The sequence below is a fragment of the Actinophytocola sp. genome (genome assembly GCF_035942955.1).
In the GTDB taxonomy this organism is placed as follows: Bacteria; Actinomycetota; Actinomycetes; order Mycobacteriales; family Pseudonocardiaceae; genus DASYTH01.
Window position 1 is genome coordinate 1 of sequence record NZ_DASZCQ010000043.1, and the last position, 13285, is coordinate 13285.

Genomic DNA, 13285 nt, shown 5'->3' on the forward strand with positions numbered 1-13285 from the left:
GCGCCGGGCCGATCACCAGCGGGGCGGCGCTGGCGACCGCGACCGGCAGCGGCGGAAGCGTGGCCCAGTCCCGGGACGGCCGCGGCGCCGCGGCGCCCGGCGACCCGCCGGACGGTTCCGCGGCGCCCGCCGACCCGATTGGTGACACGGCGGAGTCCGGCGCCGCAGCACCCTTCCGCCGAAACGGCCAACGCATGTCCTGTAGCCCCTTAGTCTTCCGCACCGAGCCTGGTGTGGATCCGGCCGATCTCGGAGATCACCCGTTCCCGCACCGGGTGCTCGAGATCGAGGATCTTGTCGAGGTCCCAGTGCAGGTAGTAGGCCACGTACGCGACTTCTTCCCACACCCGATCAGTCGCGTACGTCACGATCCCCCCGGCGCATCACCGGCGACATCCACCGCGAAGTCGTGCCCGCAGTTGGGGCAGGCGACCCCGACCTCGGTGTGTCCCTCGGCGTTGATCCGCCGGTACAGGTCCTGCAGGAACGCCAGATCGGACGCGAACAGGTTCTCGATCACGAAGTGGTCCACCTCGGGCACCGACCCGAGCGTGGTGACCGTGCGGGCCAGCAGCAGAACCGTGAGATAGGCCGGGTTCTGCTTGGCCCGCTGGTCGGCCTGCGTGGTGATCTCGTCGCGGGCCGTGGCCAGGCGCATGACGCCGGAGCGGTGCACCTGGCCGTGCTCGTCGACGTAGCCGCGCGGCAACGTGAACGGGTACTCGGTCCGCAATCCCGTGCTGGCTTCGGCCACGGCCGTCACGCCGACACCCGCTGGATCCGCTCGGAGACGATCGTGACGGTCTCCATGAGCACCTCACTGGAACCGGCCTTCAACGCGCCGATCTCCAGTTTGGACGGCCAGGCGTGCTCGAGGTGGTAGCGCGCGACCGGCTTGCCGTCGGTGTTGTACATGACCAGCGAGCAGCTCTTGCGCGCCGCCACGATGTTCCCGGACAGCACCGCCTCGTGCCACGCCCACAGCTCGAGGCTGGTGTTCTTGCCGCGCTTGAGCACCAGCGTCGCCGGCTTGGTCTTGCCGGGCAGCTTCTTGAGCACGACCTCCTTGTCGGTCGACTCCATCAGCTCCACCGGCTCGACCTCGCTGGTGATGCCCTGCAGCTCGGAGAACGCGGCGATCTCGACGCCGTCGATGGTGAGTGAGAACCGGGCGGCGGTGATCGCATCGCTCGGCTGGTTCGGGCCTAGTCCGCCTGCCATGGCGAATCCTCCTTAGTGGATTTGGGTGGGTGCGCGGTCACTCTTCGAGCCCGGCGCCCTCGGCGAACTGCGAGATGCGGAACACCACGAACTCGGCCGGCTTGACCGGGGCGATCCCGATCTCGACCGTGAGGATGCCGGCGTCGCGGTTCTCCGGCGGGTTGTTCTCCTCGTCGCACTTGACGAAGAACGCCTCGGCCGGCGTCTGGCCGAACAGCGCGCCGTCGCGCCACACCCGGCGAAGGAACATGGTCACCGTGCGCTTGACCGAGTCCCACAGCTTCGGGTCGTTCGGCTCGAACACCACCCAGTTCGTGCCCTGCAGGATGGACTTCTCCACGTAGTTGAACAGCCGGCGCACGTTGAGGTAGCGCCACTCCGGATCGCTGGACAGCGTGCGCGCGCCCCACACCCGGATGCCCTGGCCGCGGAACGACCGGATGCAGTTGACCGCGATCGGGTTGAGGATGTCGTGCTCGCCCTTGGTGATGTTCAGCTCGAGGGTGACCGCGCCGCGGATGACCTCGTTGGCCGGCGCCTTGTGCACGCCGCGCGAGGCGTCGTTGCGGGCCCAGATCCCGGCGAGGTGCCCACTCGGCGGGACGAACACCTGCTTGCCGGCCACCGGGTCGGCGACCTTGATCCACGGCCAGTACATCGCGGCGTACTTCGAGTCGTACCCGGTGACGTCCATCCGCCACTTCTTGACGTCCTCGGCCTTGAGCCCGGGCGGGGTGTCCAAAATGGCCACCCGGTCGGCCATGAGCTCGCAGTGCGCGATCATGGCCAGCTGCACCGCCTTGACGTCCTCCTCGGACAGCGCGCCCTTCTGGTAGGCGGCCATCAGGTCCGGCACGCACAGCATGGTGACCTCGTCGATCGCCTCGAGACCGCCGAAGCCGGTGCGGTCGGCGGAGTTGCCCACGTAGTCCTTCGACTCGATCACGACCGGCGACGGGGCCGGCGCGGCCAGCGCGATCTCGCCGGGCTTGGGCACCGCAAGGGCCTTGCCCTTGGTCTCCTCGATCACGATCAGCTTCGACTGCTGCCGCACCACGGTGGCCACGTTGTTGGGCCCGCGCTTGGTGGTCACGTTGTCGAAGGTCTCGACCGGCTGGCCGTGCTGCTTGACGACCAGCTTGAAGGTGTCCTCGCCCTCCTCGCTGGCGGGCGCCACCTCGACGGTGAGGTCACCGGCGTCGGCGGCCCGCGCGGAGATGGTCAGCGCCGGGCGGCCCTCGGATCCGGCCGCGGGCAGCTCGGCGTGCGGCAGGGCGGCCTGGCCGTTGCCCGGCTGGCCGTTGCCGGAGCCGTTCCCCGAAGCACCCCCGACCCTGACGACGTAGGCGACGCCACCACCGTTCTGGAAGTAGCCGTACACGGCGTGCGCGAGGTAGTAGTCCTCGACGAAGTCGCCGAAGGTCGACTTGAACTGGGTCCAGTTCGTCACGAGCACGGGTTCGTGCAGGGGTCCCCGCTCGGCGAATCCCACGAAGGCGGCAACCGCGGTACCCACGGCCTCGATCGGCCGGGATCCCGAGGAAACCTCCTCCATGTACACACCGGGCGAGAGGTAACTGCTTGCCATCTCGGGTATCTCCCTCATTCGGGGCCTGTGTGCGCCACCGGCGGCAGGATGACAAGGCCCCCCGCCGGGAGGCTCCTAAGAGCTTCATCGGTTCGGACCGGCCGCCGCAGCCGCCGCGGGGCGGGGCGTTGGGCGCGCGACGTTGCCCCTTCGGGCGACGGATCCGCACTGAAAGGACGGGCGCGCGATCCTGTGCCGCCCGCCGGCGCCGCCGGACACTGACCGGGTGATCACAGAGGTGGACGACGCGTTGTGCGTGCTGCTCGGGCGATCGCTGCCGGAGGGCACCATGGTGCGGCTCGATCCGCCGAAGCCGACCTGGCAGACCGAGCGCCCGTCCAAGGCCATCGACCTGTTCCTGTTCGGGCTGCACGACGACGAGCGCGCCCGGGAGTCCGGCTGGAGCGAGGTCCGCGACGCCCGCGGCGCCGTGGTGTCCCGGCAGGAGTCCGTCCGCCGCTGCGAGCTGTCCTACCTGGTGACCGCGCGCGCCCCCAAGATCAGCGAGGAGCACCGGCTGCTGGACATCGCGCTGCGCACCATGGTCTTCACCGACACGCTGCCGGCCGACTGCCTGCCCGAGGAGCTGGCGCACGCCGGCGCCCCGGTGTTCGTCAACGTCGCGCACACCGACCCCGGCGGGCTGTGGACCAGCCTCGGCATGCCGGCGCGGGCCGCGTTCGTGGTCCGGATCAGCGCCCCGTTCGTCCCGGAGCCGGAGACCGACCTCGCGCCGCCGGCCGAGAAGATCACGCTCAACGCCGGTCAGCGGGTCCGCAGTCCCGGACCGCTCGCCCCCGCCGGCCCGAAGAAGTGGGTCCGTACTCCGCCCAACGGCCAGGTCACGCCCGCCAACGGCGAGGCCCCGCTGCCCGCCCCGGACGGGGTCACCAGCGGAGGGGGAACGTGAGCCCGGCGGCCAAGATGGGCGACAAGGTGGTCGGCACGGACATCCACATCGTCAACATCCCGTCGCCCGGCGGTCCGGTGCCGACCCCGCTGCCGCACCCGTTCGCCGGCACCATCACCGGCGGCTGCAGCACCGACGTCCTCATCGAGGGCAAGCCCGCTGCGGTGGTCGGCAGCACCGCGACCAACGCGCCGCCGCACATCCCGCAGGGCGGCCCGTTCGCCAACCCGCCGACCAACACCGGCACCGTGATCAAGGGCAGCGCCACCGTACTGATCAACAACAAGCCGGCCGCGCGCGCCGGCGACACCGTCAACACCTGCAACGACCCGGCGCCCGCGCCGACCAGCTCGATCGTCGCGGTCAGCATGGTCGACATCGGCGGCTGAACGGCACCGCACCAGGGAGCGCACCATGGCAGACGAACCCGACCTTTCGCCCGGCGTCAGCTCGGAATGGGTGAGCTATCTCCAGCAGATGCTCAACCACAACTACCAGCAGACCGTGGTGGACGAGAACGGCTCGTTCGACGACGCGACGGCCAGCGCGGTCGCGCACTTCCGCGACCAGAACGGGCTGCCCAGCGGGTCCCATGTGGACTCCGCGTGCTGGGACGCGCTGCTCGGCCGCTCGTCGGCCCCGGCCGACAGCAGCGGGAACGGCGGGGACGCCGGGGCGTCGGCCGGGACGCCGGTGTCCGACGGCGGCGCCGGTGGGGCGTCGGCCGGGTCGGCGCCCGACGGCGGCGCGGGTGGCGCACCGCCGAGCGGCAACGACGGCGCGGAGGGCGCCGGTCCCACCGGCGACTCGGACGGTGAGGCGCCGACGACCGAGCGCGGCCTGACCGCCGAGGAGGTGTCCGCGGCGTACTCGGTGTTCCACGACACGCTCAACACCGACTCGATCGTTCTGACCGAGGGCGGCGTCCTGGCCGTCGGCGGCTACGCAAGGACGCTGCCGGACTACGTGACCTTCCCGGACGGCACACTGTCCAAACCGGACGGCGACTTCATGGCGTGGCTCATCCACGAGCTCGGCCACTGCTGGCAGTACCAGCAGGGCGCCAGCGTGCCGGGGCTGATCCTGTCCGCGCTCGGCGGCGACTACGACTACGGCGGGGAGCAGGGCCTGCGCGACGCCGCGGCCGTCGGTCAGCCGTTCTCCGACTTCGGCTACGAGGAGCAGGCGTCGATCTTCGCCGACTACTACCGGCGCCTCGGCGGCGACACCTCCGCCTACGACCCGTACATCCAGAGCGTGTGGGACGGAACCTGGCAGTCGGCGCCCAAGCTGCCGGAATAGCGCGGCGTTAGCGGGAGACGAGCTGGCCGGGCGCGATCGGGACGGCGACAAGGACGACCACTCCGATCGAGGCCAGCTCCTCCTCGTGGCGCAGGAACCAGGCCCGCTCCTTGGCCGGCTCGGCGTCGATCATCCGCGCCGGGGTGGCGGTCAGCTCGAGCGCGTACTCCACCGCGCCGACCACACCCACCGTGCCGCAGTCGCACCGCCGCGCCACGTCGATCGTGCACGTCCCGGTGAACGCCATCGTGCCCGGCGCCCGGAACCGGTAGCCGGACTGGACGAACTCCAGCCCCGGCGCGGTGACCGTCGGCGCGTAGCTGCCGATCCCGCCGACCATCACACCCTTGGCCATCGCCCGCAGCGCCTTGAGCGCGCACGCCCGGATCGCCCGCTGATCCACCGGCGACCGCCGGACGCGCGCGCTGACCGTCAGCTCACCGCGCAGGAACAGCTCGAACCCCACCCCGACGTGTCCAATGTCGACGGACGCGGTCGCGACCGGCGTGTCGGGGAACACGTAGCGGAATCCCCGGAACGCGATCGGCTGGTGCGGCACGTCGTCGACGTCAGCGGACCCCACGGGGAAGTCCGACGTAGGAACCATTGCATTCCCTCAGGGGTCACGGAGACGGTGGCTACCTCCCGACGTTATGCCCCAGCCTGAGCTGTGCGGATGACCGATCGGGCAGCACATCGGGCGATCACCGGCCGTCGCGCTCACGCGCCGGAAACATCCCCGTCGCCCGTCGGCAACAGTCGGCCACCAACCTGGGACGCATGGACGTCACCCCGCGGACCTGGCTGCTCCGGGTGGAGCTCGACGATCATCCCGGCGTGCTGGCGCGGATCACCACCCGCCTGGCCGCCCGCGACTGCAACGTGCTCGGCCTGTCCGTGCTCCCGGTGCCCGGCGGCGTCGTCGACGAGCTCGTCGTGCACACGCCAGAGGGGCTCACCCCCGCCACCCTGATCGCCGAGATCCGCGCCGAGGGCGGGCGCTGCGCCGGCGTCACCCCGGCCGACGTCCACGACCTCGTCGACCTCCCGGCCGCCGCACTGCGCGCCGTGGCCCAGGTTCTCGACGACCCGGCCGCCGTCGCCGACGCGCTGCGCACCCTGCTGGCCGCCGACTCGGCCGCCTTCGAGCCGCACGACCCCGACCCACCCGGCGAGGGCCATCGGGTCACGCTCGACGCCGGCGCCGGACTGGCCCTCGTGGCCCGCCGCGGCTGGGCCCCGTTCACCGACGTCGAAGTGGCCAGGGTGGCCGCGTTCCAAGAGGTTCTGGCCGCCGCCGCGCACCGGGCCACCGCCCCCACCGCCGTCCTCACCCCCGACGGCGCCGCCGTCGTGCTGCGCCTCGGCACCCCCGACGACGCCGACGCCGTCGCCGCACTGCACGCCCGCTGCTCGGCCCACACCCTGTTCGCCCGCTACCACGCCGGCCTGCGCACGCTGCCCCGCCGGCTGCTGCACCGCCTGATCAGCCCGCCCCGCGGCGCCACCCTGCTCGCCCAGTGCGGCACCGAGGTCATCGGCCTTGCCCAGCTCATCCGCACCTCCCGCCCCGACGAGGCCGAGATCTCCCTGCTCGTCGAGGACGACTGGCAGGCCCGCGGCATCGGCGCCGCCATGATCCGCCGGCTCGCCGTCCTCGCCAGGGCCGCCGGCCACCGCGAAATGATCGGCTGGTGCCTGCCCGGCGAGCCCGCCTTCTCCCGCAGCGCCGCCAACTCCGGCCTGCCCATGGCCACCCGCCGCGAGGACGACATGACCCGGGTCGCCCTCCTCGTCACCACGCCGGCGTAACCGTCCGACCTCAGCCCCACGTGCCGTCGGGACGTTGTCTCACGGCACGCCGCTACTGACTGCCGCCGGTTGGGCCGTCCCCGAGCAGGCCCCGGTCGATGGCGATGGCGACGGCTTCGGCGCGGCGGGTGGCGCCGAGCTTGGCCATGATCCGGCTCAGGTGGACGCTGACGGTCTTCTCGCTGATGAACAGCTCGTCGCCGATCTGGCGGTTGGTCCGGCCGAGCGCGACCAGGCGGAGCACGGCCCGCTCCCGCGGGGTGAACGGATCCACGGTGTCGCGCGCGACGGCGGCGTCGCCGAGGGTGATCCGGCCCCGCTTGGCCAGCCGCCGCACCGCGTCGCGCAGCGGCCGGGCGCCCAGCCGCTCGGCCACCTGGTCGACGAGGCGCAGCTCGTCGGCCGCCTCGTCGCGCCGGTCTACCCCCAGCAGGGCCTCGGCCAGGCGCCACCGGCAGATCGCCTGCTCGTAGACGGCGCCCCAGTCGAAGCCGTCGACGGCGGCCTGCCACAGCTCCGGATCGCTGTTCCCGCGCAGCCGGCTGGCCTCCGCCTCGGCCCTGGCCAGCCACGCCCGCCCCTCCGGACCCAGCGTCCCGGTCCGCGGCACGCCGAGCGACGCGGTCTTGCGCGCGTGCTCGGCGAGCTGCACCCCCTGCTCCACCGCGACCTGCACGGCCTCGGTGTCCCGCCGCACGGCCGCCCGCGCGGCGATGTCGGCGTGCGCGGCGACGCCGAGCGCGGCCAGCTTGATCCCGGCGAGCTGCCACGGTCCCCACACCTGCAGCACCGACTCCAGGCCCTCGCGCACCCATTCGACGGCCCGCTCCGGCCGGCCGCGCCAGCACGCCAGGTCCGCGCCGGCCGCACCGACCACCATGGCGATCTGCACGTCCCGGTGCCGCTCGGCACGCAGGTCCCCCACCAGCCGCTCGGCCTCGGCGAACCGGCCGCGCGCCACGATCAGCGGCGCCCCGACCGCGGCCAGCCGGGCCGACACGGTGCCCGACACCCGGTGCCCCGGCGGCTCGGCGGCGGCCTCGGCGCCGTCCCAGTCGCCGCTGACGTAGCGCAGCACCACCTGGAAGATCCGCAGCTCGGTGCCGTAGGTGCTCCAGGTCATCCCGGTCTTGCGGGCCCGCTCCACGCCGGCGTCGAGCACCCTGGCGGCCTCGTCGAGGTGGCCCTGCTCGTAGCGGTTGATCACGAGCATGTACCAGGCCCGCAGCTCGACCTGCAGCGCGCCCGCCTCGACCGCTTTCTGCCGTGCCTCGTGCAGGCGCTCGACGGACTCCTCGACCCGGCCCTCCCCCTCGTCCAGCACGGCCAGCGTGGTCAGCGCGTCGGCCTCGGCGCCGGCCGCCATCACCTCGGTGCCGTCACTGGCCGCTCGGGCGTCGCGCACCGCCATCTCCGCGCGCTCCCTGGCGGCCTCGCGCATGCCCGCGCCGCGCAGGATCGTGGCGTACACGGCGAGCACCCAGGCTCGCACCTCGCTCGGCGGGCGCGCGGCGACCAGCTCCCACGCCTGCTCGATCACCTCGCGGGCCTCGGCCTCCCGACCGTCGAAAATGTACAGAGCCTGGGCCAGCCTGCGGCGCAACCGGGCCTGCAGCTCGGGATCGTCGCGCTGGTCGGCCAGCTTGACCGCCGAGCGGGCGTAGGCGATCGCCCGCTCCGGCTCGCCGGACGTCCCGGCCACCCACAGCGCCCGCCGCAGCAGCGTCAGTTCGTCTACATCGGACGGTCGGTCGGCCTCGGGAACCGCGTCCCACAATCGCAACGCCCGCTCGATGTGCTTCAGCGACTCGGCGGGGGCGCCCAGCCGCTCGGCCTCCTCGGCCGCGGCCACCGACGCGGCCAGCGCCTGCGCCATGGCGTGGCTCTCCATGCTGTGGTGGGCAAGGGCGGCGGCCGCCCCGCGGGTCCCCTGCTCGGCGGCGAACTGCTTGGCGTACGCGGCGTGCAGCCGCACCCGCTCGCCGGGCAGCAGGTCGCTGTATGCGGCCTCGCGCAGCAGCGCGTGCCGGAACGAGTAGACCTCCCAGTCGCCGACCACGACCAGGATGTGGTGCTGGATCGCCTCGCGCAACGCCTCCTCAAGCTCCCCTGTGCCCAACTCGGACAGTCCTATCACGGCGCGCAGCCGCGCGTGCGGCACCTCCCGGCCGGCCACCGACGCCACCCGGACCACCTGCTGGGCCGCGGGGCTGAGCCGCTCGACCCGGGCCAGCAGCACGTCGACCAGGGTGGCCGGAATCCCGCCCCCGCCGTAGTCGGTGTACGCGGCGAGCAGCTCCTCGGCGAAGAACGCGTTGCCCTCGGAGCGCCCGGCGACCTCCCGGACCACCTCGTCCGGCAGCAGGTCCTCGGCCAGCGCGCCGACGAACGCGCGGGCGTCGGCCACGCCGAACGGGGCCAGCTCGAGCCGCTCCACCGCGGGCAGCCGGACCAGCTCGGCCAGCAGCGGGCGCAGCGGGTGCCGGCGGTGCAGGTCGTCGCTGCGGTACGTGCCGACGATCAGCAGCCGCTGCGAGCGCAGCCTGGCCAGCAGGAACGACAGCAGGCCGCGGGTGGACCCGTCCGCCCAGTGCAGGTCCTCCAGGATGAGCACGACGGTGGCCTGCTCGGCCAGGTCGGACAGCAGGCCGTACACCGCGTCGAACAGCTGCAGCTGGCCGACGTCCTGATCGGGCCGGCTCGCCCCGCGCCCGCCGGCCCCCCTGGCGACGGCGGGAAGCTCGGGTGCGAGCCGGCCCGGGTCCGCGATCGCCGGAACCGCGTTCTCCGGCAGCAGCCTGGCCAGCGCCGGCCGGGCCAGCACGTCGGCCGGCACGGCCTCGCGCGCCTGGGTCAGCGCCTCGGCGAAGGGCAGGTAGGGCAGGCCGGTCTCACCCGCGTCCAGGCAGCGCCCGGCCAGCACCAGCGCGCCCTTGTCGCGGGCCATGGCGGCCAGTTCCTCGGTCAGCCGCGTCTTGCCAACGCCGGCGTCCCCGGCGACCAGCACGGCCGCGGCCGAACCGGATGCGGCGCGCTCGAACGCGGCACGCAGCCGGTCCATCTCCCGCCCGCGTGCCACCAAGGGAATCCCGGACCCGAGTCTCGGCACGTCCCGCATACTGTCAGACCTCGGGCCCGGTCGGCCTACCCATTAACCGTGCCGATGGCGCAGCCGGCGGACCCAACCGGGGGCCGTCCGCCGCCCCGCGCGCACCGCCCGCACGGTGATCCCGTGCCGCGCCTCCTGCAGCCGGTAGTCCATCTCGGCCTTCACCAGCTCCGGCGTCCACTGCATCTCGATCACTCTCCTCACTCTCTCTGCCGAGAAGAGTGCTCCTGAGGCGGACCGGCCGGCATCGGACAGTCACCCCCGGTTCACCGCCACCATGCCTTACTTATCCCGTCAGGCGAGCGCGCCGGCTGAGTAAGGCACCTCAGGAGTGCGGCACCGGCTGCTCGAGCAGACCGCGCTCGGCGGCGATGGCCACCGCCTCGGCCCGGTTGCTGGCGCCGAGCTTGGCCATGATCCGGCTCAGGTGGACGCTGACGGTCTTCTCGCTGATGAACAGCTCGGCGCCGGCCTGCCGGTTGGTCCGGCCGAGCGCCACGAGGCCGAGCACCGCGCGTTCGCGAGGGGTGAACGGATCCAGGGCCGGCCGCGGCGCCTCGCCGTCGTCGAGGCCGATCCGCCCGCGGGGGGCGTGCCGGGGCACGGCGTCACGAAGCGGCCGGGCGCCCAGCCGGTCGGCCACCCGGTGCGCGGCCCGCAGCTCGGTGGCCGCGTCGTCCCTGCGGTCCACCCGCAACAGCGCCTCGGCCAGCCGCCACCGGCAGATCGCCTGCTCGTACACCGCGCCGAAGCCGAACGCCGCCACCGCGGTCCGCCACAGCTCGGGATCGCTTGCCCCGTGCAGCCGGCTCGCCTCGGCCTCCGCGCGGGCCAGCCAGGCCCGCCCCTCCGGACCCAGCGTCCCGGTCCTCGGCATGCCGAGCTCCGCGGTCTTACGCGCGTGCTCGACCAGCCGCTCGCCCTCCTCCAGCGCCGCCCGCACGCCGTCGGCGTCGCGACGCTGGGCCATGGCGCGCTCCCGCAGGTCGGCGGCTGCCGCGGCGCCCAGCGCGCCGAGCCGGATCCCGGCCAGCAGCCAGGGCGCCCCTGCCCGCCGGATGTGCTCGAGGGCGTCGCGCACCCAGACCAGGCCCTGCTCCGGCTTGCCCTGCCAGGCGGCCAGCTCGGCGCCGACGACGCCGGTGGTCAGCGCGATCAGCAGCTCCCGATCCCACTCGGGGCGCAGGTCGGCCACCGCCCGCGCCGCCTCGGCCAGCAGGCCCCTTGCCACCATCACGTGCGCGCCGACCGCGGCCAGGCGCGCCGACACGGTGCTGGACACCCGGTGCCCCGGCGGCTCGGCGGCCGCCTCGGCGCCGGCCCAGTCGCCGGTCACGTACCGGGTGATCACCTGCATGACCCGCAGCTCGAGGCCGAAGCCGCTCCAGATCAGACCGGTCCGCTCGGCCCGCTCGACCCCCTCGTCGACGACCCGCACGGCCTCGGCGAGCAGCCCCTGCTCGTACCGGTTGACGCCCAGGTAGTGCCGGGCGCGCAGCTCGGTGGTCAGGGCGTTCGCCTCGGCGGCCCGGCGCATCGCCTCGATGAGCCGCTCCCGGCTCTGCTCGACCAGCCCGTCCGACTCGTCCAGCGCGGCCAGCGTGGTGAGCGCGTCCGCCTCGGCGCCCGGCGCGTTCGCCTCCCTGGCGACCCGCACCGCCAGCTCGGCCCACTCCCTGGCCCGCTCGTACCGGTCGGCCCTGCGGTCGATCACCGCGTACACCGCGAGCACCCAGGCCTTGATGTAGGTGGCCGGCCGGCCGGCGACCATCGCCCAGGCCCGCTTGATCACCTCGGTGGCCTCGTCCTCCTTGCCGTCCAGCGCGGACAGCGCCTTGGCCAGCCGGCGGTGCGCCTCGGCGGCCGTCTCCGGGTCGGACTCGTCGGCGTGCTCCACCGCGGACCGGGCGTAGGCCACCGAGCGCTCTGGCTCGCCGGAGGCGCCGGCGTACCAGGACGCCCGCCGGAGCAGCGCCGCTTCGTCCACAGTGGACGGACGGTCGGCCTCGGCCACCACGTGCCAGATGTTCAGTGCCCGCTCGAGATGCTCGAGCGCCTCGGCCGGGGCGCCCTGCCGGCCCGCCTCCTCGGCCGCGCTGACCGACGCGCGCAGCGCCTGCGGCAGCGCATGGCTCTCCATGCTGTGGTACGCAAGCGCGGCCGCCGCGCCGCGGGCGCCCGGCTCCGCGGCCAGCACCCTGGCGTACGCCGCGTGCAGCCGAACCCGCTCGCCGGGCAGCAGGTCGCCGTACACCGCCTCGCGGACCAGCGCGTGCCGGAACGCGTAGACCTCGCCGTCCTCCGGCACCAGGATGTAGTGCTGCACGGCCTCGCGCAGCGCCTCCTCCAGCTCCGCCTCGGCCAGGTCCGCCACGGCACGCAGCCGCGCGTGCGGTACCCGCCGGCCGGACACCGACGCCACCCGGACCACCTGCTGGCCGGCCGGGCTCAGCCGCTCGACCCGGGAGAGCAGCACGTCGACCAGGGTCGCCGGCGTGTCCCCGCCGCCGCAGTTGACGTAGCAGGTGATCAGCTCCTCGGCGAAGAACGCGTTGCCGTCGGAGCGGGTGGCCACCTCGCGCAGCCCCTCCTCGGGCACCTGCCCATCGGCCAGTGCCGCGACGAACTCGCGCGCCTCGGCCGGGCCGAACGGCGGCACCTCGATCCGCTCCACCGCCGGCAGCCGGACCAGCTCGGCCAGCAGCGGGCGCAGCGGGTGCCGGCGGTGCAGGTCGTCGCTGCGGTACGTGCCGACGATCAGCAGCCGCTGCGCGCGCAGCCGCGAGCACAGGAACGCCAGCAGCCGCCGGGTCGACCCGTCCGCCCAGTGCAGGTCCTCCAGGATCAGCACGACCGGGCGGTCCGCCGCCAGGTCGGTGAGCAGCCCGTGCACCGCGTCGAACAGCTGCAGCTGGCCGACGTCCTGCTCGGACCGGGTGGCCGGGCCGCCGCCGATCGGCAGCGCCAGCCCGCTGACCAGCGAGCCGGGCGCGGGCGTGCTCGGCAGCACGCTCTCCGGGAACAGCGTGGCCGCGCCGGGGTGTGCCCGCACGGCCTCCGCCCGGTCCGGGATCTGGGCCAGCGCCTCGGCGAACGGCAGGTAGGCCAGCCCGGCCTCGCCGGCGTCCAGGCAGCGTCCGGTCAGCACGAGCGCGTCCTTGTCCCGCGCGAGCGCCGCCAGCTCCTCGGTCAACCGGGTCTTGCCGATGCCGGCGTCCCCGGCCACCAGCACCGCGCCCGCCGAGCCGGCCGCGGCCTGCTCGAAGGCGGCACGCAGCCGGTCCATCTCCCGGCTGCGTGCCACCAACGGAATCCCGGACCCGAGGCGGGGCATGTCAGGCAT

General features: G+C 73.8%; 12 protein-coding genes. 4 read left to right on the top strand and 8 right to left on the bottom strand.

What is annotated here, in order from left to right:
• Positions 1-209 precede the first annotated feature (209 nt).
• The 4 genes from VGX25_RS04155 to VGX25_RS04170 are packed head-to-tail and all read right to left on the bottom strand — an operon-like array spanning position 210 to position 2809.
• Positions 210-368 carry a DUF6760 family protein gene (locus tag VGX25_RS04155; protein ID WP_326916234.1) on the bottom strand — a complete coding sequence of 53 codons (159 nt, stop codon included), beginning with the start codon at positions 366-368 and terminating at the stop codon, positions 210-212.
• Positions 365-763 (bottom strand): phage tail assembly protein, encoded by a 399-nt coding sequence (locus VGX25_RS04160; protein WP_326916235.1) that lies wholly within the window; start codon positions 761-763, stop codon positions 365-367. Before VGX25_RS04160 ends, VGX25_RS04155 begins: the two co-directional genes overlap by 4 nt.
• The gene (locus tag VGX25_RS04165; RefSeq protein ID WP_326916236.1) at positions 760-1221 is read right to left on the bottom strand and encodes a phage tail protein; all 462 of its coding nucleotides are present in this window, start codon (positions 1219-1221) and stop codon (positions 760-762) included. Before VGX25_RS04165 ends, VGX25_RS04160 begins: the two co-directional genes overlap by 4 nt.
• A gap of 37 nt (positions 1222-1258) precedes the next feature.
• Positions 1259-2809: a phage tail sheath family protein gene (locus VGX25_RS04170; protein WP_326916237.1), complete on the bottom strand. Its 1551-nt coding sequence runs from the start codon at positions 2807-2809 to the stop codon at positions 1259-1261.
• A gap of 226 nt (positions 2810-3035) precedes the next feature.
• Between VGX25_RS04170 and VGX25_RS04175 the strand changes: the two genes are divergently transcribed.
• Genes VGX25_RS04175 through VGX25_RS04185 form a run of 3 tightly spaced genes read left to right on the top strand, consistent with a single transcriptional unit; the run spans position 3036 to position 5021 of the window.
• Positions 3036-3719 (top strand): Pvc16 family protein, encoded by a 684-nt coding sequence (locus VGX25_RS04175; RefSeq protein ID WP_326916238.1) that lies wholly within the window; start codon positions 3036-3038, stop codon positions 3717-3719.
• On the top strand, positions 3716-4108 hold the full coding sequence (locus VGX25_RS04180) for a PAAR domain-containing protein (RefSeq protein ID WP_326916239.1): 393 nt from the start codon (positions 3716-3718) through the stop codon (positions 4106-4108). Before VGX25_RS04175 ends, VGX25_RS04180 begins: the two co-directional genes overlap by 4 nt.
• Positions 4109-4133: 25 nt before the next feature.
• Complete coding sequence (locus VGX25_RS04185; protein WP_326916240.1) at positions 4134-5021, top strand: peptidoglycan-binding domain-containing protein; 888 nt, start codon at positions 4134-4136, stop codon at positions 5019-5021.
• A 7-nt stretch (positions 5022-5028) separates the two neighbouring features.
• Here VGX25_RS04185 and VGX25_RS04190 read toward each other — a convergent pair whose 3' ends face one another.
• Positions 5029-5604, bottom strand: coding sequence for a hypothetical protein (locus VGX25_RS04190; RefSeq protein ID WP_326916241.1), 576 nt, complete (start codon positions 5602-5604; stop codon positions 5029-5031).
• Positions 5605-5801: 197 nt separating this feature from the next.
• Between VGX25_RS04190 and VGX25_RS04195 the strand changes: the two genes are divergently transcribed.
• Positions 5802-6833, top strand: a complete 1032-nt coding sequence (locus tag VGX25_RS04195; protein WP_326916242.1) for a GNAT family N-acetyltransferase — start codon at positions 5802-5804, stop codon at positions 6831-6833.
• Positions 6834-6885: 52 nt separating this feature from the next.
• Here VGX25_RS04195 and VGX25_RS04200 read toward each other — a convergent pair whose 3' ends face one another.
• The 3 genes from VGX25_RS04200 to VGX25_RS04210 form a co-directional block, all read right to left on the bottom strand.
• The gene (locus VGX25_RS04200) at positions 6886-9951 is read right to left on the bottom strand and encodes a helix-turn-helix transcriptional regulator (protein ID WP_326916243.1); all 3066 of its coding nucleotides are present in this window, start codon (positions 9949-9951) and stop codon (positions 6886-6888) included.
• Positions 9952-9984: 33 nt separating this feature from the next.
• Positions 9985-10137, bottom strand: a complete 153-nt coding sequence (locus tag VGX25_RS04205; RefSeq protein WP_326916244.1) for a hypothetical protein — start codon at positions 10135-10137, stop codon at positions 9985-9987.
• Between the two features lie 130 nt (positions 10138-10267).
• Positions 10268-13285 (bottom strand): ATP-binding protein, encoded by a 3018-nt coding sequence (locus VGX25_RS04210; protein ID WP_326916245.1) that lies wholly within the window; start codon positions 13283-13285, stop codon positions 10268-10270.